Annotated in this window: 21 protein-coding genes and 1 tRNA gene; 5 read left to right on the top strand and 17 right to left on the bottom strand. The window is 65.4% G+C overall.

Features of this window, described 5'->3' with window-relative positions:
* The first annotated feature begins 96 nt into the window (after nt 1-96).
* Genes hpnI through D769_RS15185 form a run of 4 tightly spaced genes read left to right on the top strand, consistent with a single transcriptional unit; the run spans nt 97 to nt 4,512 of the window.
* Nucleotides 97-1,275: a bacteriohopanetetrol glucosamine biosynthesis glycosyltransferase HpnI gene (gene hpnI / locus D769_RS15200; protein ID WP_008646471.1), complete on the top strand. Its 1,179-nt coding sequence runs from the start codon at nt 97-99 to the stop codon at nt 1,273-1,275.
* A complete protein-coding gene (hpnJ, locus tag D769_RS15195) occupies nt 1,272-2,693 on the top strand; it encodes a hopanoid biosynthesis associated radical SAM protein HpnJ (protein ID WP_008646469.1) in 1,422 nt (473 codons plus the stop codon). Before hpnI ends, hpnJ begins: the two co-directional genes overlap by 4 nt.
* 5 nt (nt 2,694-2,698) lie before the next feature.
* Nucleotides 2,699-3,526, top strand: coding sequence for a hopanoid biosynthesis-associated protein HpnK (hpnK, locus tag D769_RS15190; protein ID WP_008646468.1), 828 nt, complete (start codon nt 2,699-2,701; stop codon nt 3,524-3,526).
* Nucleotides 3,523-4,512, top strand: a complete 990-nt coding sequence (locus D769_RS15185) for a lysylphosphatidylglycerol synthase domain-containing protein (protein ID WP_008646467.1) — start codon at nt 3,523-3,525, stop codon at nt 4,510-4,512. The genes hpnK and D769_RS15185 overlap by 4 nt, the downstream gene beginning before the upstream one ends.
* A gap of 28 nt (nt 4,513-4,540) precedes the next feature.
* Here the strand turns inward: D769_RS15185 and D769_RS15180 are convergent, their stop codons facing one another.
* The 5 genes from D769_RS15180 to D769_RS15160 form a co-directional block, all read right to left on the bottom strand.
* Nucleotides 4,541-5,533: a tripartite tricarboxylate transporter substrate binding protein gene (locus D769_RS15180; RefSeq protein ID WP_008646466.1), complete on the bottom strand. Its 993-nt coding sequence runs from the start codon at nt 5,531-5,533 to the stop codon at nt 4,541-4,543.
* A 64-nt stretch (nt 5,534-5,597) separates the two neighbouring features.
* Nucleotides 5,598-7,994: an acyl-CoA dehydrogenase family protein gene (locus tag D769_RS15175; RefSeq protein WP_241227872.1), complete on the bottom strand. Its 2,397-nt coding sequence runs from the start codon at nt 7,992-7,994 to the stop codon at nt 5,598-5,600.
* 11 nt (nt 7,995-8,005) lie between these two features.
* Nucleotides 8,006-8,776, bottom strand: a complete 771-nt coding sequence (locus D769_RS15170) for an enoyl-CoA hydratase/isomerase family protein (protein ID WP_008646464.1) — start codon at nt 8,774-8,776, stop codon at nt 8,006-8,008.
* Between the two features lie 10 nt (nt 8,777-8,786).
* Nucleotides 8,787-10,025 (bottom strand): CaiB/BaiF CoA-transferase family protein, encoded by a 1,239-nt coding sequence (locus D769_RS15165; RefSeq protein WP_008646460.1) that lies wholly within the window; start codon nt 10,023-10,025, stop codon nt 8,787-8,789.
* Between the two features lie 77 nt (nt 10,026-10,102).
* Nucleotides 10,103-11,077, bottom strand: a complete 975-nt coding sequence (locus D769_RS15160; RefSeq protein ID WP_008646458.1) for a tripartite tricarboxylate transporter substrate binding protein — start codon at nt 11,075-11,077, stop codon at nt 10,103-10,105.
* Nucleotides 11,078-11,278: 201 nt separating this feature from the next.
* Between D769_RS15160 and D769_RS15155 the strand changes: the two genes are divergently transcribed.
* A complete protein-coding gene (locus D769_RS15155) occupies nt 11,279-12,241 on the top strand; it encodes a LysR family transcriptional regulator (RefSeq protein ID WP_008646456.1) in 963 nt (320 codons plus the stop codon).
* Between the two features lie 94 nt (nt 12,242-12,335).
* Here D769_RS15155 and D769_RS15150 read toward each other — a convergent pair.
* The 12 genes from D769_RS15150 to D769_RS15095 all read right to left on the bottom strand — a co-directional run.
* A tRNA-Ala gene (locus D769_RS15150) sits at nt 12,336-12,411 on the bottom strand.
* Between the two features lie 67 nt (nt 12,412-12,478).
* Nucleotides 12,479-14,203: a thiosulfohydrolase SoxB gene (gene soxB / locus D769_RS15145; protein ID WP_008646454.1), complete on the bottom strand. Its 1,725-nt coding sequence runs from the start codon at nt 14,201-14,203 to the stop codon at nt 12,479-12,481.
* 27 nt (nt 14,204-14,230) lie between these two features.
* A complete protein-coding gene (locus D769_RS15140; protein ID WP_024569540.1) occupies nt 14,231-14,731 on the bottom strand; it encodes a TlpA disulfide reductase family protein in 501 nt (166 codons plus the stop codon).
* Nucleotides 14,732-14,741: 10 nt separating this feature from the next.
* On the bottom strand, nt 14,742-15,404 hold the full coding sequence (gene soxX / locus D769_RS15135) for a sulfur oxidation c-type cytochrome SoxX (protein ID WP_008646446.1): 663 nt from the start codon (nt 15,402-15,404) through the stop codon (nt 14,742-14,744).
* An 11-nt stretch (nt 15,405-15,415) separates the two neighbouring features.
* Nucleotides 15,416-16,267, bottom strand: coding sequence for a sulfur oxidation c-type cytochrome SoxA (soxA, locus tag D769_RS15130; protein WP_008646445.1), 852 nt, complete (start codon nt 16,265-16,267; stop codon nt 15,416-15,418).
* Between the two features lie 142 nt (nt 16,268-16,409).
* Nucleotides 16,410-16,868 carry a DsrE family protein gene (locus tag D769_RS15125; protein WP_008646444.1) on the bottom strand — a complete coding sequence of 153 codons (459 nt, stop codon included), beginning with the start codon at nt 16,866-16,868 and terminating at the stop codon, nt 16,410-16,412.
* Nucleotides 16,869-16,891: 23 nt separating this feature from the next.
* Nucleotides 16,892-17,203 (bottom strand): thiosulfate oxidation carrier complex protein SoxZ, encoded by a 312-nt coding sequence (soxZ, locus tag D769_RS15120; RefSeq protein ID WP_008646443.1) that lies wholly within the window; start codon nt 17,201-17,203, stop codon nt 16,892-16,894.
* 63 nt (nt 17,204-17,266) lie between these two features.
* The gene (soxY, locus tag D769_RS15115; RefSeq protein ID WP_008646440.1) at nt 17,267-17,722 is read right to left on the bottom strand and encodes a thiosulfate oxidation carrier protein SoxY; all 456 of its coding nucleotides are present in this window, start codon (nt 17,720-17,722) and stop codon (nt 17,267-17,269) included.
* A gap of 254 nt (nt 17,723-17,976) precedes the next feature.
* Nucleotides 17,977-18,303 carry a c-type cytochrome gene (locus D769_RS15110; RefSeq protein ID WP_008646439.1) on the bottom strand — a complete coding sequence of 109 codons (327 nt, stop codon included), beginning with the start codon at nt 18,301-18,303 and terminating at the stop codon, nt 17,977-17,979.
* Between the two features lie 277 nt (nt 18,304-18,580).
* Nucleotides 18,581-19,474, bottom strand: a complete 894-nt coding sequence (locus tag D769_RS15105) for an O-acetylserine/cysteine exporter (protein WP_008646438.1) — start codon at nt 19,472-19,474, stop codon at nt 18,581-18,583.
* Nucleotides 19,475-19,606: 132 nt separating this feature from the next.
* Nucleotides 19,607-20,887: an NAD(P)/FAD-dependent oxidoreductase gene (locus D769_RS15100; protein WP_008646432.1), complete on the bottom strand. Its 1,281-nt coding sequence runs from the start codon at nt 20,885-20,887 to the stop codon at nt 19,607-19,609.
* 3 nt (nt 20,888-20,890) lie between these two features.
* The coding region (locus D769_RS15095; protein WP_008646430.1) for a c-type cytochrome at nt 20,891-21,179 on the bottom strand (289 nt) is incomplete at its 5' end.

Below are 21,179 nucleotides of genomic sequence, written 5' to 3'. Positions count from 1 at the left end.
CCACGCCTTTGTTTCAGGCCTGATGCAGTTCACGGTGTGCTCACCAGAATTCCTGGTGCTGCAGTGATGCTTGGTCGCGTGCGATAAGGGGCAGACATGAGTGCCATCTGGACCGCTGAAGTGGGACAGTTGATGGTGGAGGCCGCCACGGTCTACGCCGTTGTGGCCGCGTGTGTCAGCCGCAAACGCCCTGCCCAGACCGCCACGCCATCACGCCTGGCACCGGTCAGCGTGCTCAAGCCGCTTTGCGGCGCCGAACCCCATCTCTACGAAAACCTGGCTGGCCTGTGCCGGCAGGACTATCCCGACTACCAGCTTGTTTTCGGCGTTTGCGCCTATGACGATCCGGCGATCGCGGTCGTGAACCGTCTGCGCGCGGCATTCCCGGAGCGCGACATCGTGCTGATCGTCGACGCGCGCACGCATGGGCGCAATCCAAAGGTCAGCAACCTGATCAATCTGTACCGTGCAGCGCGTCATGCCCATCTGGTAATCGCGGATAGCGACATTGCCGTGCCACCCGACTACTTGCGCCGACTGGCGGGACCGCTCAGCGATCCGCATGTCGGCGTCGTCACATGTTTGTACCGGGGCCGTCCCGTCGACGGCATCTGGTCGCGGCTGGGTGCCGCATTCATCAACGAATGGTTCGCGCCGTCGGTCCGCGTGGCCCACGCGGGCGGGTCGCGGCGCTTTGCCTTTGGCGCGACGATCGCGCTGCGCCGCGACACCCTCAACGCGATCGGCGGATTTCGGGCGCTGGCGAACCGGCTGGCGGACGACTACTGGCTAGGCGAGCTGACCCGGCAATCGGGATGGAAGACCGTGTTGTCGGATGTCGTGGTGGAAACCGACGTCACCGAGACCAGCCTGCGCGCCCTGTGGCGCCATGAGCTGCGCTGGCTTCGCACGATCCGGTCCCTGAACGCGCCCGGCTTCTTCTTCACGTTCCTGACCTGCACCTGGCCGATGCTGGTGCTCGGCTGCCTGCTCGCGCCGCACCTTCCGGTGCTGGCCATCGCACTCGTTGGCGCGCTCGCGCGCAGCGTGACCGCCGGCAGCATCGGCGCCGCGCTACGCGCGCCACTGCGCGACGCATTGTTGCTGGTGGAATGGGCTGCCGCACTCGGCGGTGGCCGTGTGCACTGGCGCGGCCACGTGATGACGACCACCGACGCACCACCCAACCATTCCACACCGCAGCCGGGCAGCCGGCCCGCGTTGCCCAAACCTCTTTATTCGACCACGCCTCACGCTCAGGATAGCCCCCGATGAAAACGCTCTTTCTTCAGGCCCCTTCGTACGACGGCTTTGACGGTGGCGCAGGATCACGCTACCAGGCCAAACGCGAGATCAAGTCGTTCTGGTATCCGACCTGGCTCGCACAGCCTGCCGCGCTGGTGCCGGACAGCCGTGTGCTCGATGCGCCGGCGGATGGACTCGGCGTGGAACAGACGCTCAATATCGCGCTGGACTATGACCTTGTCATCATCCACACGAGCACGCCGTCCTTTCCGACCGATGCGCGCTTTGCCGAACAGCTCAAGGAGCGGCGTCCGGACATCATGATCGGCATGGTCGGCGCCAAGGCTGCGGTGGATCCGGGCGGCACGCTCAGCGCCACCCAGGCGATTGATTTCGTCTGCCGCGAGGAATTCGACTACACGTGCCAGGACGTTGCCGCCGGCAAGCCCCTGGCAGGCATTGCCGGGCTCAGCTATCGCCTGACCGATGGCACGATCGAACACAACCCGGCGCGTCCGATGATCGAGAACATGGACGAGTTGCCGTTCGTCGCCCCGGTCTACAAGCGCGACCTGAAGATCCAGAACTACTTCATCGGCTACCTGATGCACCCGTACGTGTCGATCTACACCGGGCGCGGATGCCGCTCTCGCTGCACGTTCTGCCTGTGGCCGCAGACGGTCGGCGGCCATCGCTATCGCACGCGGTCAGCGCAGAGCGTGATCGAGGAGGTGAAATGGATCAAGGAGAACATGCCTGAAGTGCGCGAGATCATGTTCGACGACGACACGTTCACCGACTTCAAGCCGCGTGTGGAAGAGATCGCGCGCGGGCTGGGCGAGATCGGCCTGCCCTGGTCGTGCAACGCCAAGGCCAACGTGCCGTACAACACGCTCAAGATCATGAAGGAGAACGGGCTGCGCCTGCTGCTGGTGGGCTACGAGTCGGGCGACGACCAGATTCTGCTCAACATCAAGAAAGGGCTGCGTACCGACATCGCGCGCCGCTTCACCGAGGATTGCCGCAAGCTCGGCATCCAGATCCACGGCACGTTCATCCTGGGCCTGCCCGGCGAGACGCGCGACACGATCGAGAAGACGATCGAGTACGCCAAGGAAATCAATCCACACACGATTCAGGTCTCGCTGGCCGCGCCGTATCCCGGCACCACGCTCTACAAGCAGGCCGTGGACAACGGCTGGCTGGAGGAGAACAAGGTCATCCACCTGGTCAACGACAGCGGCGTGCAACTGGCCGCGATCAGCTATCCGCACCTGAGCCGCGAGGAGATCTATCACGGCGTGGAAACGTTCTACAAACGCTTCTATTTCCGGCCCAGCAAGATCTGGGAGATCGTGCGGGAAATGGCGGGTAGCTGGAACATGACCAAGCGCCGGCTGCGCGAAGGTGTGGAGTTCTTCCGCTTCCTCCGCTCGCACGAGGCCTGACCCGCATGACCCACGGCCAGTTGCTGATCGTCACCGCCGATGACTTCGGCCTTCACCACGACATCAACGAAGCCGTGGAGCGTGCGCACTGCCAGGGCATCCTGAACGCCGCCAGCCTGATGGTCAGCGCGCCGGCCGCCGCCGACGCGGTGGAACGCGCACGCCGGCTACCCGGGCTGCGCGTCGGCCTGCATCTGGTGCTGGCCGATGGCGTTGCCACGCTGCCGTACGACCAGATTCCGGATCTGGTTGACGCCAGCGGCCGCTTTGGCAGCGCGATGGTGCGGGACGGCTTCCGCTTCTTCTTCCTGCCGCGTGTGCGCGCGCAACTGGCTGCCGAGATCCGCGCGCAGTTCGAGGCTTTTGCCGCCACCGGCCTGCCGCTCGATCACGTCAACGCACACAAGCATTTCCATCTGCATCCGACCGTGCTGTCGTTGATCCTGAGCATCGGACGCGACTACGGCATGCGCGCCGTGCGACTACCGCGCGAGGCCGGTGGACCGCTGCTGCTGCGACCCTGGCTCGCGCTGCTGCGCGCGCGCCTGCAACGCGCGGGCATTGCCTACAACGACTATGTGCTTGGGCTGTCCGACACGGGCGCGATGGACGAAGCCACGTTGCTGGCGGCGTTCGAGCAACTGCCGCGCGGCGTAGTCGAGATGTATCTGCATCCCGCCGTGACATCGGGTGCCGAAGTTGGCGCATCGATGACCGGCTACCGGCACGCGGATGAACTCGCCGCGCTGCTCTCCCCGCGTGTGCGCGCCGCTGCGGACCGCTTTGCCCCGCGTCGCGGTGGCTTCACTGATCTTCACGCCGGACTTCGATGAAACGCTTCGCCCTGCTGGGTGCACTGGCTGGTTTGCTGATCCTGACGGCCGTCGTGGTCACGGAAGGCATTGCCGAAGTGGCACACATCCTCGAGCAGGCCGGATGGCCACTGCTGTGGCTGGTGCCGATCCACCTCATCGCGCTCTGGTTTGACGCCTATGGCTGGCGCGTGCTGCTCGCGCCGGCCGATCCCGAGAAACGCGCTGGCACGGGCTTCCTGCTCTGGGTGGCGACGGTGCGCGAAGCCGTGACCCGGCTGCTGCCCACGGCCGGCATCGGTGGCGAACTCGTCGGTATCCGCCTCGCGTGGCGGCGCGTGCCAGATGGTACGGCGGTCTCGGCAAGCATCGTCATCGAGGTGATGGTGACGATGTTCTCGCACTACCTGTTCGCACTAGCCGGGGTGCTGCTGCTGATATCGATCACGCAGGACAGCGACCACGGCCTGCTGGTTGCCATCGGCCTGCTGCTGTCACTGCCGATTCCCGCGCTATTCGCCTACGCACTGCGTCACGGCGCATGGTTCACCCGGCTCGAATCGTTTGCGCAGCGGATGCTCGGCGACGACCACAAGCTCGCCGCGCTGATCGACGGCGCCCGCCTCGACGCGCAGATTCGCGCGCTGTGCCGCCACTACGGCGTGCTGCTGCGCACGCTGATCTGGCAGATGACCGGGCTGGTCGTCGGCACGCTCGAAGTCTGGTGGGGACTATCGCTGCTTGGCCACCCGGTGAGCTTCGGCGAGGCATTGGCCATCGAGGCCCTGACACTCGCCGCACGCCAGGTGGCGTTCTTCATCCCTGCAGGGCTGGGGGTGCAGGAGGCGGTGATCGTGCTGCTGGGCACCAGCTTCGGCATCGACCCGCAAACCTCGCTCGCACTCGCGCTGGTCAAGCGCGCGCGCGAAGTCCTGTTCGGGGTGCCGGCGCTGCTGTCGTGGCAGTGGATGGAGTGGCGGCAGATGCGGCGGCGGGTCGTCGGTTGAATCACCCGGCTAGCCGATGCACTGGGCGTCAATCCAGCGTCAGGCCAGATGTGCGAATCACAAGCCCCCATTTCTCCCGCTCCGCGGCCACGAACGCGGAGAACTTCTCCGGCGACTGTCCGCCCGGAATGCCACCCATCTGCCGGAACTGGGAGATGAGGTCGGGGTCTCGCATGACCGACGCCAGAGCCTGTTCGAGCGGACCGATGACGGCAGGTGGCGCCTTTGCTGGCAGGAAGATGCCGATCCACGCTGTCGACGTGAAGTTGGCGAAGCCAGCCTGCTCCATGGTGGGAACATCGGGCAAGGACGGCGCTCTCTGCGAGGCAGCCACCGCCAGGGCACGCAGCTTGCCGGCGCGGATGTATGGCAGCGCCTGCGTCAGGTTGTCGAATTGAAACGTGGTCTCTCCCGCCAGCAACGCCGTGGTGGCTGGTGTCGAACCCTTGTAAGGCACGTGGATAGCGTCGGTGCTGGTGCGCATCCTGAACAGTTCGCCCACGAGGTGACTGGTCTGACCGATACCGGCAGAGCCGAAGGAGAGCTTGCCGGGATTCCGTTTCAACTGCTCGACCAGATCAGCGACGGTCCTCGCTGGCGACTGGGCATTGACCACCAGCACGTTAGGAAAGGCAATGATGTCGGTGATCGCCGTCAGGTCCGATGGCTGGTAGGAGAGATGCTTGTACGCGCTGTAGTTGATGGCCTGCGGGCCGACGTTGCCGGCCAGGAGCGTATAGCCATCGGCAGGCGCGCGCAGCGCGGCTTGTGTGCCGATGATGCCGCCGCTGCCCGGACGATTGTCCACGACGATGGCCTGCCCCAGACGCGCGCCAAGCTTTTGCGCCAGCAGGCGAATCGGGATGTCGATCGTGCCGCCCGCCGCACCGGGCACGATGATGGTGACGGGCCGTGACGGCCATGCGGCATCCGGCGCGCCGAAACTTGCGGTGGATGCGAACGCGATCAGACCACCAGCGAGCGCGCGTATCAGACGTCTTGAAGCATGGAATGCCTGCATATCCTTTGTCTCCTCCTGATCCATTGCACTGATGCGTCACTGATGCGTCTCTGATCGGTCTCTGTCAGCGCGCCGGCGCTCGCGGAATCGCATCCACGGCGGGGGCGAAGCGACCCAGGTGGGTATCGGCGCTGCCAAGCAGCAAATCGTTGCCGACAAGCCGTTTGCTGTAGTGGCTGATCGGCGTCTCATCCTGCAAGCCAATCGCGCCATGCAATTGCAGGACGTCGAACGCAATGGCGCGGCCAACCACGCCAGACAGGTGTTTCGCCGCGCAGATACGGCGACGGCGCTCGGCAGACGGCGCGGCATCCCAATCGACCAGTACCCGCCGTGCAAGATGACGCGCACCGTTCCAGGCGCGGAAGTGGTCGGCCATGCGGTGTTGAAGCACCTGCTGTTCCGCAAGCGTGCGGCCAAACTGCCTGCGCGTGCGCAGGTACTCCGCAGTGATGCCCAACGCGCGCCGCATGGCGCCGATACTGTCGGCACACAAGGCCAGCGTGGCGAATGTCATGCCTCTATCGAGCGCCGTCGCGGCCTGTTCGTCTTGACCAAGCATGGCGAACGCGCTCAGCCGCACGTTGGTCAGCCGCACTTCCGCCGCGCCGCGGCCGTCATGAAAGCGATAGCCCTGCACGACAACGCCAGAGGCATCGGCCGGCAGATCGAACAGGCCGAGGCTGCCGTCGTCCAGCGTCGCGGCCACGATGAAGTGATGCGCATCTGTGCCACCCATGACCATCGCATCGTCGCCATCGAGCTGCCACGCGTCGCCGACACGCCGCGCGATCACGGTCGGTTGCGGCGTCTTCCCGACGCCTGGTTCCTTCCCGCATAGCACTGCGCAGCGCGCATCGCCACCGGCCAATGCGGCCAGGCGCGCATCACGTGACGGGCCGACGGGGAGCGCAAGCAACGTCTGCGTGCCGAACACCGCGCTCCACGGCACGGGTTCCAGTACCAGTGCCTCACCCAGCGTCTCCATCAGTGGGAGCAGATCCGTCATCGGCTGCTCCATGCCGCCTAGCGCCTCCGGTATGGTCAGGCTGGTGATGCCAAGTTCGGCCAGGCCTGACCACGCGGATGCACTGCACCCGCCTGGCGTGTGCATAACCTGCTGCCTGAAGTCGAAGCTGTAATGCTTGCTCAGCCACCGCCTCATCGTGTCGACCATCATGGCCTGTTCGTCTCCAAGATGGTCGTTGCGCGGCACGTCCAGTTCGGTCTGTCCGTCGAAGATCGCCTTGGCGATGATCTGTCGCTGAATTTCCGAGGAACCGCCTGCCAACGAACTCCCGCGATAGCGCCACATGTGCAGTGTCTGATTGCCGGCGGACGCGGCATCGTCGGGCGCACCGGGCGGCTGGCCATCGAGCGCTTCGGGATAGAGCCGCAGCGATGCTGTGCCGTGCGCATCCATCCGGAACAGTTGAAGATCCTGCAGCAGCTGGATGCCCTCGAGCTTCAGCAGCGAAGCTTCAAGATCCGGCCGACCACCTTCGGCCGCCTGCTGGATCGCCGGCCACCACGCGGCTTCGAGCGCGCGCATACGAATGTCCAGTGCGGCGTGGCGCCGCGCCGTCAGCGCAAACGCCATCTGCTGCTCGCCGCGCATGACCGGATCGCCTTCGTCAGACGGCGGGTGGAGCAGCGCGGCCGCCCTGGCCAGCTCCGCCTTGCACTCCGCCACCCGGGCCACGAAAAGACGCTCGATGACCAGCAGGCCCTTGGCGATCGCCCACCCGCCATTGGGCTCGCCGACCAGATTGGCTGCCGGTACCCGCACATCGTCAAAGAACATCTGGACGTGGAAATGCGAGCCGTTGATATACCGGATCGGGCGCACTGTCACGCCAGGGGTGCGCAAGTCCACGAGCAGGATCGAGATGCCATCCTGCTTGCGCGATGCGGCAGAATCGGTGCGCACCAGCAACAGCGCCCAGTTGGCCCAGTGGCCGAGGCTTTGCCAGATCTTGCTGCCGTTCACAATCCAGCAATCGCCCTCGCGACGGGCCGTGGTTCGCAGTGCGGCCAGATCCGATCCTGCGTCGGGCTCGGAGTAGCCCTGCGCCCAGAAATCGTCGAACGACAACATGCCTGGCAGGAACCGTCTGCACTGCTCATCGGTGCCGTGTCGGATCAGCGTCGGGCCGATGGTATCGATGCCGAGGTTCTCGATGTAGGGCGCGTCGCTGGCCGCAAGTTCTTCCCGAAAGATGGCCTGCCGCACCAGCGACCACCCCGTGCCGCCGTGCTCGCGTGGCCAGCCGGGTGCTGCCCAGCCTTGGGCATGCAGGATGCGATGCCAACGCACTGCCTGCTCCCGCGTGACCAGGCAGTGCGCGCGCGTGGCGGCGCGGATATCCGCCGGCACCGCATCCCTGAGAAAGGAGCGGATCTCGGCGCGGAATGCCTCGTCGCTGTCTTGCGCCCGATCTGATGTTCGAGGATCACGCATCGTCATGGTCTTCACGCTTGCCAGCGTGGCTTGCGTCGTTCCACGAATGCGGCGATGCCTTCCTGCGCGTCCTCGGTAGCAAAGATGTTCCCGAACGTCTCCACCGCGCCCGCCACGCCACGCCGGTAGTCGATGTCGTTGGCGCGCATGAATGCCTGCCGCCCCATCCGCATGATCTCGGGCGATTTCTGGCACAGGGAGCGCGCCAGCGCGCGAGCCTCCTCCATGACGCGCTGTTCTGGCACCACGCGGTTGACCAGCCCCAACGACATGGCTTCCGCCGCATCGAACGAACGCCCCGTGAACAGCAGATCGAAGGCACGATGCCGGCCGATGATGCGCGGCAGATGGGTGTAGTGAATCGCGGGTACCAGCCCGACATCGATCTCGGGATAGCCGAAGGTCGCGGTGTCAGCGGCGACGATCATGTCGCAGTGGATCGCCAGTGTCATGCCACCGCCCCGGGCGGTACCGCCGACGGCGGCGATCGATGGCTTGCCAAGATGGAACTGCGCCTCGCACAGCCCGCTATAGAGCTTCTCCACCAGTGCATAGCCGCGCGATGGCGGCGCGTCGCGCAGGCTATCGAGTTGCAGCCCGGCACAGAACCGGCGTGGCACGGCGCTGCCCAGTATCACGGCGCGTACCGAGTCGTCCTCGGCTGCCCGGCGCAGCCCTTGCAGCAACGCGTCGATCATTGCCTCGTTCAGCGCGTTGACGGGAGGGCTATCAAGAAGGATCTCCGCGATGCTGTCGCGGACCTCGTAGGAAACGGTTGTCATGGGGTTCCACTCATGCAGTGAGAGGGGCCGCGGCCGACTGGGAATCAGCCTGCGGCATGTTGGCGGTGGCGATCACGCCTCGCGCCTTGAAATCGGCAATAACGTCGGGGCCGTAGCCAGCCTCGCCGAGTACCTCATCGGTGTGCTGGCCCAACAGCGGCGGAGCGCGATGCGCGCTACGTGGCGCCTCGGCAAAGCGGATCGGCAGGCCAACGTTGCGAACCTTGCCAAGCACGGGGTGATCGGATTCGACAATCAGCTCGCGTGCTGCAACCTGCTGATGCGCCAAGGCGTCGCCGAGCGTATGAATGGGAGAGCAAGCCACGCCCGCCTTGCGCAATGCCTCGATCCAGTGCGCGACTGGCTGCAGCGCAATGCGCGCCTGCACCATCGCCACGGTTTCATCGAAATGCGCGACGCGCGCGGCGTTGGTTGCGAACTTGGGTGCGTCGATGACATCGTCGAGTCCGGCGACCGGGCAAAAGCGCCGCCACTGGACATCATTGCCAACGCCGATCATGACGGGGCCGTCCGATGCCTCGAATACCTGGTACGGCGCCATGGCGGGATGGGCGGTTCCCATTGGGCGCGGCAGCTTCCCGCTGCACCAGTAGTTCTGTGCCAGGTAGCTCATGAACCCCATGGCCGTGTCGAGCAGCGACACCTCCAGGAACATGCCCCGCCCGGTCTTCTGTCTCTCGAGCAAGGCGGCCAGGATGCCGCTGAAGGCGTGCATGCCCGTCCCCAGGTCCACCGGCGAGAAGCTGGCGCGCGCCAGCTTGCCACCTGCTTCGCCCATGGTGCTGATCATGCCGCTGAACGCCTGCAGCATCACGTCGTAACCGGGCTCCTGGCCTAGTGGCCCCGCTCTTCCGTATCCGGAAATCTCGCAGTAGATCAGCGACGGGTTCATGCCGGACAGCGTCTTGTAGTCCACGCCCAGCCGTGCGGCGGCGCCGCTGCCGAAGCCCTGCAGGACCACGTCCGATTTTGCTGCCAGCGTCTGCACGATCTGCCTGCCCTCCGCGGTCTTCAGATCGACGGCGAGGCTGCGCTTGTTGTGGTTGACCGCCAGGAAGGTCGCTGACTGGCCTCGGTCCTGCGGCAGCCATGCCCGTGTGTCGTCGCCGCGGCCAACCGGTTCAACCTTGATGACTTCTGCGCCAAGCTCCCCCAGGTACTGGCCACACAAAGGACCGGCCAGCACCTTGCTCAGGTCGAGTACGCGGATACCGTTCAATGCAATCATGGATGTTTGTCTGATGCTGATGCCGCTTCAAGGACGGCGACGGACCGCCGTCGGGCGGCCCGTGTTGCGGGTGCGCCTTATTCGGGCTTGATGCCTATGGAGCGTGCGAGGTCGGTCCAGCGCGCAGCATCTCGATTGACGAAATCCTGCACACTCGCCGGCGCCATGCGGAATGGCTCCGCGCCACGCGCCACCAGCGCGTCGCCGTAGGTGGCATCCTGCGTGCAGGCCGCCACGGCTTCGCGCAGCGCCTGCAGGACTGATGCAGGCGTCTTGGCCGAGACCTGCAATGCGAGCCAGAACTTCAGGTCGAGCGCCGGGTAGCCCGATTCCTGTAGCGTCGGCACATCCGGCAGCAATGACGAGCGCGCCGCCGAGGTGATAGCCAGCGCCTTGAGCTTGCCCCCGCGAATCTGCCCGATGCAGGTGGTCATGCTGTCGAAGAGGAAGTCCACATTTCCGGCCATCACGTCGCTGCTTGCTGGCGCGCTTCCCTTATAGGGCACGGCGACCGCGGTGAACCCCGCTTCCTTCTGGAGCAAGGCGCCGTAGATATGCGGGGAGCTACCCGCCCCGTATGTGGCGTAGCTGAGATTGTTCGGATGCTGCCGGCCAAGACGTACAAGATCGGCCAGGTTGCTCACACCGAGCTTGGTGGGATGCACTACCAGCACATTTGGCACGGTTGCGATCACGCCAACTGCCGCCAGATCGCGCCTGGGTTGAAAACGCAGATCCGGGAACATCAGTGGGTTGACCGCGTGCATGCCAACCGTGTTGAGCAGGATCGAATAGCCATCGGCCTCGCTATCGAGCACGGTCTGCGTGCCGAGGTTGCCGCCCGCGCCGGGCTTGTTTTCGACCACCACCGGCTGGCCAAGCTTCCGGGACAGTGGCATGGCGATCTGCCGCGCCACGAAATCCCCAGGCCCCCCCGGCGCGAACGGCACCACCAACCGGATCGGCCGCGCGGGCCATGTGCTTGCCAGCAATGGCCGGGAAAGCAATGCAATCCCGGTACCCATCAGAAGCTTGCGGCGACTGATACCCATCGTGTCTCCTTTTTGTGGCCGACCCTGTGCAGTCCGGGTAATGCGGCCTGTGTGATGACGCACTATTGCCCTCGGGCGCATATATGTCCAAGATATCTTTTTGATGTCGGCTATCGTGGTGACATATACCCCCTGGATCATCGGCCGGACGCATGAGCAGGACTCGCCGGCAAGATCCGAGGACAGGAGACAACTGTGGGAATGCCAGTCGATTTGCGCGCGATGCAGTGTTTTCTTGCCGTGGCGGCGGCGGGGTCCATCTCGCGTGCGGCAGAAACCCTTCACATCGCCCAGCCGGCCCTGAGCCTGCAGATCCGGCATCTGGAAGAGGCGCTCGGTGTCACGCTGTTCATGCGCAGCCACAAGGGCGTGGTGCCGACCGTGGCCGGCCAGCGCTTCGAGATCCACGCCCGGGACATCCTGAAGCGCCTCGACATCGCATGTGAGGACGTGCGCGACCTGATGGTCGATCCGGAAGGCAGTGTTGCTATCGGCCTGCCGCAATCGATGGCCAAGATCCTGACCGTCCCGATCGTCCGCGAGGTGATCCGCCGATGGCCCAAGGTTCGCCTGCAGGTCATCGAACTCAGCACGGGCTATATCCCCGGCCATCTGCTATCCGGACATATCGATATCGGCCTGACGTTCCGGGCGCATGCCAATTCTGGCCTGCAGTTCGACCAGATCGTCGACGAGGACCTCGTGCTGGTGGGCCCGCCCGGGCAATTCGCCAACGGTCATACTCAGGCACAGCCCTTGGCCGAGACTGTCCGCCTGCGTGACCTGAATCGATACCCAATGATCTTGCCGGCCGGTGAGCACGGCCTACGCGCCTTGCTGGATGGCTACCTGAGGACCCAGGGCGTCGACTTGCAGATCCTCGCGGAGGTCAACGCCATCCCGGAGCTGATCGCACTGGCGTCCGCCGGCGTGGGATGCACCGTTCTTTCGTATGCGTCGGTGTGTGCCGAAGTGCGAAAGGGCCAGCTCTCGGCCGCGCGCATCTACCAGCCCGCCGTATCGCGCCCGGTCTATCTGTGCCGCTCCGCCACCATGCCCCTGTCTATCGCCGCGTCCGCCGTACTGGACCTGCTGACGGAGACTGTGCGAACCGTGCTTGACGATGGCAGTTGGCCGGCACGTATCGGGGAGATTGCAGAGTGACTTGGTTCTGCCTGGCGGGGTGAGCCGTGTTTTGTTTTTTCGATGCCGGAAATAGAAAAAGGGGCTTGGCAATTTGCCAAGCCCCTTTTGCATTTGGTGGACCGAAGGAGGATCGAACTCCCGACCTCTGCATTGCGAACGCAGCGCTCTCCCAGCTGAGCTATCGGCCCGTAGCGGATGATTGTAGCTGCCTTCAGGCGGCCTTTCAATCGCATTGGCGCAACCGTTGCGTCGATGTCAGGCGGTCGTAATTCCCGGGTTGCCGCTCATGCCGCGCACGGTCGGCAGGTTCAGTGGGCGGGCGCTAACTTCCTTGTTTGTCCGCAGCCACTGGGCCATCACATCCCAGATTGGCGCCCCACCCGCCTGGCGGGCTTCTTCTGATACCGGGGCCCAGCCGGCCACCTTGTAGGCCTTGCCGGTTTCCAGCGGCTTGCCGCCCAGCCGCATGTCGGTGATCCGCTTGCCGATCGGCTGGTTGGGGTCGATCGTGTATTGCAGCCCGCCCACGCGCACCATGTCGCCGCCCTGCTGGTAGTAGGGATCGGGGTTGAACAGGTTGTCGGCCACGTCCTCGAGGATGGTCTTGATGGTCTCGGCGGTCATCGGCGTCACCGTCGTGTACGGGTACGTGACGGCCGTCTGGTCCATCAGGGCTTCCATCGTGATGTTCTCGCCGGGCAGCAGCGTGGTGCCCCAGCGGAAACCGGGCGAGAACGCGATCTCGGCGTCCTGCACGGCCATCAGGCCGTCCAGGATGAGCTGGTCGAAGGTGCCGTTGAAGTTGCCGCGGCGATACAGCAGGCCACGGTTGATCGCCAGTACCTCGCTGAGCCTGGACTCGTACGGGGCACGTACCTTGGTGATCAGTGCCTCCATCGCGGGGTCGGCCGGCAGGTAGTCTGCGAAGACCGGCAGCAGCTTGTAGCGGAAGTCGGCCACCTTGCCGTTGCGGACGTCGAAGTCGAGCACACCGAGGAACTTGCCGTTGGAGCCCGCGTTGGTCACCAGCGTCGCACCGCCCGGATTCCTGACATGCACTGGCTTGGGCACGCCGTCATGCGTGTGGCCGCCGAGGATCGCGTCGAGGCCGCGCACGCGCGAGGCGAGCTTGAGGTCGACGTCCATGCCGTTGTGCGACAGCAGAACCACCACCTCCGCGCCCTTGGCACGCGCATCGTCGATCACCTGCTGGAGGTTTTCTTCCTGGATGCCGAAGGTCCAGTCCGGCACGAAGTAGCGCGGATTGGCGATCGGCGTGTATGGGAAGGCCTGCCCGATGATCGCCACGGCCACGCCGTTCATGTCGCGGATCACGTATGGGTCGAAGACCGGATCGCCGAAGTCGTTGGTCTTGATGTTCTGCGCCAGGAACGAGACGCGGCCCTTGAAGTCGTTGTCGACGATCTGCTTCACGCGCTCGGCGCCGAGCGTCATTTCCCAGTGCGGCGTCATCACGTCGACGCCCAGTTGCAGCGCCGCGTCGACCATGTCCTGGCCCTTGGTCCACAGCGCCGTGGCCGAGCCCTGCCAGGTATCGCCGCCATCGAGCAGCAACGCGCCGGGCCGGCTGGCCTTCATGCGCTGGATCAGCGTAGAGAGATGGGCAAACCCGCCCACCTTGCCGTAGCGGCGCGCGGCTTCGGTGAAATCGAGGCAGGTGAACGCGTGCGCTTCGGGGGTGCCGGGGCGGATGCCGTACTCGTGCAGAAAGGCCTTGCCCACCAGATGCGGCGGCTTGCCTGCCCATTCAGCCACGCCCAAATTCACACTGGGTTCGCGAAAATGCACCGGGCGCAGTTGCGCGTGGCAATCGGTGAAGTGCAGCAGGTGGACGTTGCCGAAGCGCGGCACGTCGTAGAACTGTTGCGCGGCGCGCGCGGCCTGTGCGTCGCCGCCCGGGAAAGCCATGCCGCCGGCGCCGGCCACCGCCAGCACCTGCAGGAACTCGCGTCGATTCATACTGATTTCCGTCCGAGTCGTGCGCGCTCAGCGTTTGCCGTAGCGCGCCAGGGCGGCGACGTCGTCGTCGAGCATCTCGCCCACTTCCTTCTGCACCACGCGGCCCTGCCCGTCCAGCACGTACAGTTCCGGCAGCCCCTTGCGCTTGCCGAAGGCGTGGCGCAGGGCATCGGAATCCATCGTCGCGGGGAAGGTGTAGCCGCGCTGTTTCAGGTACGCCACTGCTTCATGCGGGTGCTTGTCGATGCTGATCGTCAGCACCTGCAGCGGCGTGCCGCGCGTCTTGTCGTAGAGGGCCTGCAGGCGCGGGTTCTGCAGCGCGCAGAACGGACACCACGAGGCCCAGATCTCGACGACCAGTGGCTTGCCGGCCCACTGCGAGGCAGGTACGGTGCGGCCGTCGAGCAGCTTCACGTCGGGCAGGTGGATCACGTCGCCGACTTCCGCGGCCTGAGCCAACTGCGCTGCCGCGCCAAACGCCGCGGCCAGCGCGAGCATCCATGCGACCACGACGCGCCGAGCCCGCATCATGCGCCCCTTACTGATTGACCGGCGATGCCGGATCGAGCAGCAGCGCCATCACGTCGCGGATCTGCTGCTCGGTCAGGATGCCCTTGTGGCCGAAGCGCGGCATGTTGGAACAGGCGCTGAACGCGTTCGAATCCCAGATCTTGCCCCACGTGTAGCGAACCACTTCCTGCGAGTTGCCGCGCAGCTTTCCGTACTGGTAGAGCGACGGCCCGATATTGCCGAACGAAATCTCGGCCTTGGTCAGCTGGTGGCAGGCGTAGCAGTTGCCGCCGTTGGTGCCGCCCACCGCGTCGGTGAACTGCATGCCCCGGCCGTTCTGCGCGATCTTCTCGCCTTCCTTCCAGTCGCCAATCCAGTTGTTGTCAGCGGGATACTTCACCTGCTTCAGCTCGGCGGCTTCCACCTTCTTCGCCACGGCGGCCGGCACCTTGCTGCGATCGGGGTACTGGCTGCATGCCTTCTGCGTGGCATCCTGGTTCAGCACACCCTCGACCGTGGCGGGTCCCTTGGACGTGAAGGACGATTCGATCATCTGGCGCACGTCGGCGTCAGTGACCTTTGCGTTCGCGCCCTTCGTCGTACCTTTTGCCGCCGTCTGCGCCAGCGCCTGCGTGCCGGCAGCCGAGAGCGCCACCATGGCGACCAGCGCCATCGTATGGAGTTTGTTCATGTCGTGGTCTCCTAGCGCTTCATGTTCGGGCCGTCGTACGTGCCGCCGTTGGCGTTCTTCGCCAGGAACATCGTCAGGGCGGTAATCACGTCGGAACCATAGGCCGGTTCGGGGAAGCGCTGCTGGCGCAGGCAGTCGTAAAGCCGGTGCTGCATCGTGCGAACCTCGCCCTGCGAGACGCGGTAGGCGGGCCACGTGGTGTACGCGGCCTCGGCGCCCTTCGACGTCAGCAGGTTCGGGAGGTCCTGCAGGCGGATGCGCTGGCCATCCACGGCATGGCAGGTGGCGCAGGCGAAGTCATACGCGCCGCCACGATAGAAGAACATCTTCTCGCCCAGCGCGTAGACCCGCTTTTCCTCGGGGTGCGTGAGCTGGACGTTCATCTTCACGCCGCGCGATTCACCGGTCAGGTAGGCAGCCAGGCGTTCGATGTCGGACGGCTTGCCCTGCGACGAGAACGGGTTCTTCGTCGCCTCTTCCTGTGTCAGGCCCTGCAACGTCACGCGGCAGTAAGCCAGGCGCTGCTCCAGGTCCATGACCTTGTTGGTGTCCTTGAAGTAGCGCGGCAGTTCGGCGTAAGCGCCCTTGGTCACGCCCGGGCCCTTGCCCAGGTCGCACTGTTCGAGCGAGACGTTCTTCGGGCCGGCCGGCTTTTTCCACAGTTCCTCGCCGGCGGCTTCCCATAGTTCTGCGGGATTGCCTTCGGCCAGCATCTGACGGTACTTGGCGAGTTCTTCGGCGGTGCTGCCCTGCGCCAGCGCGGGCGCGGAGAGCGTGGTGGCGATCGCGGTGACGGCGGCGGCCACGGCCAGAATGGCAGAAGCGGCGCGGTACGTGCGGCGGGTATTGCGCGGGGAAACCATCGGGGCGTTCTCCTCGCCATCTCGCCACATGGTCGGGCGGCGGACGGCTTGCTATGCGGGTCCGGCCCAGGGGCTCATGGCCGGACTTCCGGAAATCGCGCTCGGCGCTCGCGCTTGCAGCGGCGAACGCCTCGCGAACACATCAGGGCTTGAGGTAAGCGTAGCCTTCGTCGAACTGCAGGCGTGCCACTTCCACCACACCGGCGGGCACCACCTTGGCATCCATCAGCAGGTTCTGCTCGGAAATGCGGCGGGCAGCAAGCGTGTTATGGCAAACGCGAAACTCCACGCCCGACGACGCCAGCGCGGCCACCGGGGCTTCGAACGTGTTGCCGCGCGAATCCTTGGCGCCTTCCACCAGGAAGTCGATGCCGTAGCCGAACGCTACGACGACGATCTTCGTATCCGGCGCGGCGTTCAGGTGATTGCGCAGATTGGCCATGGCACGTACGGCCTGATCGATGCCCTCTGACAACTGATAGACGACCTTGACGCGGCCCTTGCCCAGGATAGGCATGGACGCCTTCTCCTGTGCCGCTGCCTTGGCGGTGAGGCCGATGGCGGCCAGCGCCGCCGTGGCCCGAAAGAATGCTCGCCGCATGGTGCTTCCTCGCTTCGCCCTGGTCAGGCGATGGTGGCTTCGTCGGTACGCTTGTCGCCGCGGTTGTCGACCCAGGTCACGGTGACCTTGTCGCCCTTGGCACCGCCCTTGAACTTGAAGTTCAGGAACGGATCCTTCGATACGGCCGGGCCGAACTGGGCGTGGAACACTTCCTTGCCCTTGCACGTGGCGATCACGGTCTGGATATGCCAGGCCGGAATCGTCTTGCCGGAAGCGTCTTTGCGCTGGCCGGTCTCCATGTCGTGCTTCATCAGAATCTTGACGTCAACCACGCCGCCGTTTTCGGTGGCGCGAACGCGCATCGGGTCTGCCATGTGCTTCTCCTGTCAGCAGTAATCTGGAAATCTGGTCCGTGTTCTCGTCTGAACGATGGGGCGTCAGCCGCCGCAGCCGCCCAGCGTGACCTTGATTTCCTTCGATGCCACGTACCACTTGCCACCGGCCTTGACCGCGGCGTGGACGACCGAGGTCTGGCCCATCTTCACGCGCGTGGAGACGAACGGCTCGGTGCCGGCCGGAATCGCGAAATCGGCGGCCAGCGTGTTCGGGTTCTTTTCCACCAGGATAGCGATCTGCTCGGTATCGGGGATGTTGCTGGTCACGGCCACCGGCACCACGGCGCCGTTCTCTGCGATGTCCGGTGCGATGAAGGTGATGGCCGAGCTCTTTTCGGGACCGCTGCCGCCCAGTGCCTTGATCACGTCGGCCACGCTCTTGCCGTCGAAGGCCGTCTTGTTCCACTCCGCGGCCTGCGCCTCGCTGATCAGGCCGGTGGCGGCCATCAGCGACAGCACAGCGGTCATCCGCAGCACGTCTCGTCGTTTCGCATTCATGTTGCTGTATTTCCTGTACTTGCCTTGCTTACCCGGTTTCCCTGGAAGCCGTTTCAAAATGATTCTGGCGCTCGTTCCACTGTCTGCAGCCGCGTGGCTGGCCAGAACTGCTTCGCTTCATTCTGAAACGACTTCTTGCGAACAGTGCGCCGGCATTGCTTTGGTATTTCGCCGGTCATCACGATGGATGTCCTACCGCCGGAAATGGCACGGGCCGCCGGAACATCAGACGGCCCGCGCGGACGTCGCGGCGCTTACTTGGCCGGGGCGCCAGCCAGCACCCACTCCACGACCGTCTTCAGGTCGGCATCGCTGACGGCGGCGTTAGCCGGCATCGGAACCGGACCCCAGACGCCCGAACCACCGTTCTTGACCTTCGCGGTCAGCTTCGCCAGAGCGGTCTTGTCGCCCTTGTACTTGGCGGCCACGTCCTTGTACGCGGGGCCGACCAGCTTCTTGTCGACCTGGTGGCAGCCCATGCAGGCGTTCTTGTTGGCGATTTCCTGGGCCTTGGCGGCGTCCACGGCGTGCGCGGATGCGGCGGCGGCCAGGAGAGCGGCGGCGATGACAAACTGCTTCATGTTGTTGTGCTCCAAACTGATTGAGCCGTGGGGACGGCAAGGACGCGCTTGGGGGGGCGATCCCGCGGCGCGGCACGCGCTGGCCGCCGTTGGGGCGGGCCTTCTTTCGGGCCTCTGGGCCTCCGGGCCTCTCGGGTGATCGGTGAGAGCGTCTCGGGCGGGTTGCGGCCAGTCCGCTATTTTGCCTCAAGAAGCGGCAACGATACGGATTCACACGTGATATCCATATGCGCAAAAACGCGGGAACGGCGGCTAAATTGCGGGTTAACCCTCGAAATCACCGCCCGGCGAGCATCCGACCGGCCCACAGTCGCCCGCCGAACACGTTGAGCAGCAGACCGGCCATTACCACCAGGGCGCCAGCCCATTGCGTCAGCGCCAATGCTTCGCCCAGCAGCAGGTGTGCGGAGACCAGGCCGACCACCGGCACCAGCAGCGTCAGCGGCGCCACCTTGCTGGCCGCGTAGCGCGTCAGCAGGCGGCCCCACATCGTGTAGCCGAACAGCGTGGCACAAAACGCCAGGTAGCAGACCGCGAACACGCCCATGCCGGAGATATGGGTCAGCGCCTGCGTCATCCGGGCCGGGCCCTCGAACCAGAGCGACAGCAGCGCGAACGGCACGATCGGGATCAGCGCGCCCCACACCACCAGGCCCAGCAGGTCCACCGGCCCGATCTTCTTGCTGACGATATTGCCCGTGGCCCAGCACAGGGCGGCGCACAGCGTCAGCAGGAAGCCGGCCAGCGTCATGCCGCCCGGGCCGTGGGCGGCGCCGCTGCCGATCAGGGCGAGCCCGCAGGCGGCGATGGCCATGCCAGCGATGTTGTGCCAGCGCACCGGCTCGCCAAGCCAGAACCCGGCGATGGCCACGGTGAAGAACACCTGGGACTGCAGCACCAGCGAGGCCAGCCCCGCCGGCATCCCGACGGCCATCGCGTAGAACAGGAACACGAACTGCCCAAGGCTGATGGTGGCGCCGTAGGCCACCAGCATCCGCAGCGGGATACGCGGCCGAGGGATAAAGAAAACAGCCGGAAACGCCACCAGGCAGAAGCGCAGCGCGCCCAGCAACATTGGCGGCACGCCGACAAGGCCGACCTTGATGACGACGAAATTGACGCCCCAGACCACGATGATGGCCAGGGCAAGCAGACGGTCTTTGGATTGCATGATCGAAAAAGGATCGCCGCATCCCTGGGGGCGGGATGACCGGCACGGCTAGCGTATCAGCCCGTGGCGGCGCGGCGTTGCACGATCCTGCGGTTTTGCGGCGTGTGGGGCAGCCCGCACTTTGTCAGTGGGTCAAGCGCCCAGCATGTCGGCCCAGATGCTATGGGCCCAGGCAAGTCCGTACTCACCTTCCCGCCGGCTTGGCGCGACGGTCAGCCCGCCGGACCCCGGCACGGTCAGCATGGTTTTCTCGCCGGCATCGTAGCGATGCACGCTGGCCACGTGGATGGCCTCGTTCGACGACGTGAAGCTGTAGCAGGTGTTGGTGTAGACCGGCTCCGGGTCCGGATCCTGACCTGCCAGCAGCCGCAGGATCGCGGCGGCGGCCACCTTGCCGTGCTGATTGGCCATCGTGCCGGACTTGGGCATCAGCGGCGCGATCTGGACGGCGTCGCCAAGAACATGGATGTCGGGTGCCACGGTCGACGCCATGGTCAGGAAGTCGACCTCGCACCAGCGGCCGTTGGCCGTCGCCAGACCGCTGGCCACGGCGATGGCGCCGGCGCGCTGCGGTGGCAGCAGGTTGATGACGTCGGCCCGCTCGTCGTCCTGCACGTCGAAGCGGATCGTGCGTGTGGCCGGATCGACATCGACGGTCTCGAACTGCGGCCGGTACTCGATCATCCCCTTGTAGCGGGTCTCCCAGACCTTCCGGAACAACGCGCCCTTCGACGTGATGTCCGGATTCGCGTCGAGCACGAGCACCTTGCTGCGCGGCTTGTGTTGCTTGAGATAGTCGGCAACCAGGCAGGCCCGCTCGTACGGGCCGGGCGGGCAACGGTACGGCGCCAGCGGGATCGTGATCGCGAACGTACCGCCATCGGGCATCGCCGTAAGCTGGCGGCGCAGGACGTCGGTCTGCGGACCGGCCTTCCAGGCGTGCACGATCTGATCCCCGCCAGGACGCGCCAGACCCGGGATCGCGCTGGACTGCATCTCCACGCCGGGGGACAGGATCAGGCGGTCATACGGCAGCGTCCCGCCGCTCGCCAGCCGGACAGTGCGTACCGCCGGGTCGATCGCCGTGACCGTGTCGCGCACGTGCCTCACCCCGTGACGACTCACCAGCGTGTCGTAGGGCAGCGTGATGTCGGCCATCTGGCGATAGCCGGCGACAACGAGATTCGACAGCGGGCAGGACACAAACGCCTCGTCGGGCTCGACCAGCGTGACGTCGACAGCACCACGACTCCAGGTGCGCAGGTAGCGTGCGGCCGTGGCGCCGCCAAAGCCGCCGCCGATCACCACGACCTTCGCTGCAGTTGCTGCGCGCGCCTGACGCGGCGTCAACATGCCGAGCGTGGTGGCCGCGACACCGGCCAGGGCGGCCTGTAGGACAGAGCGTCTTTGCATGGGCTATTTCTGGTCGGCGAACCAGGCGGCCATCGCGAGGATCTGCGCGTCGCTATAGCCCTTGGCGATTTGCGGCATCACGGTCCCGGAGCGCTTGCCGTTCTTGAAATTGAACATCAGCTCGACGAGTTCGGCCTGCTGCCGGCCCGCCAGTCGCGGAATCGGACTATCCGCAGGCGGCTTGCCGTCCGTGCCGTGGCAGACCGCGCAGGACGCGGCGAGATTGCGCCCCTGCATCGTGCGGGCCGCCTGCGCCTCCACGGTCAGCTTGCCGGCTTCGGCCGGCCCGGCG

The sequence above is a fragment of the Cupriavidus sp. HMR-1 genome (assembly GCF_000319775.1).
GTDB lineage: Bacteria > Pseudomonadota > Gammaproteobacteria > Burkholderiales > Burkholderiaceae > Cupriavidus > Cupriavidus metallidurans.
Note: the sequence above shows the minus strand (reverse complement) of the source record. Positions and strands in the feature narration are given on the sequence as shown.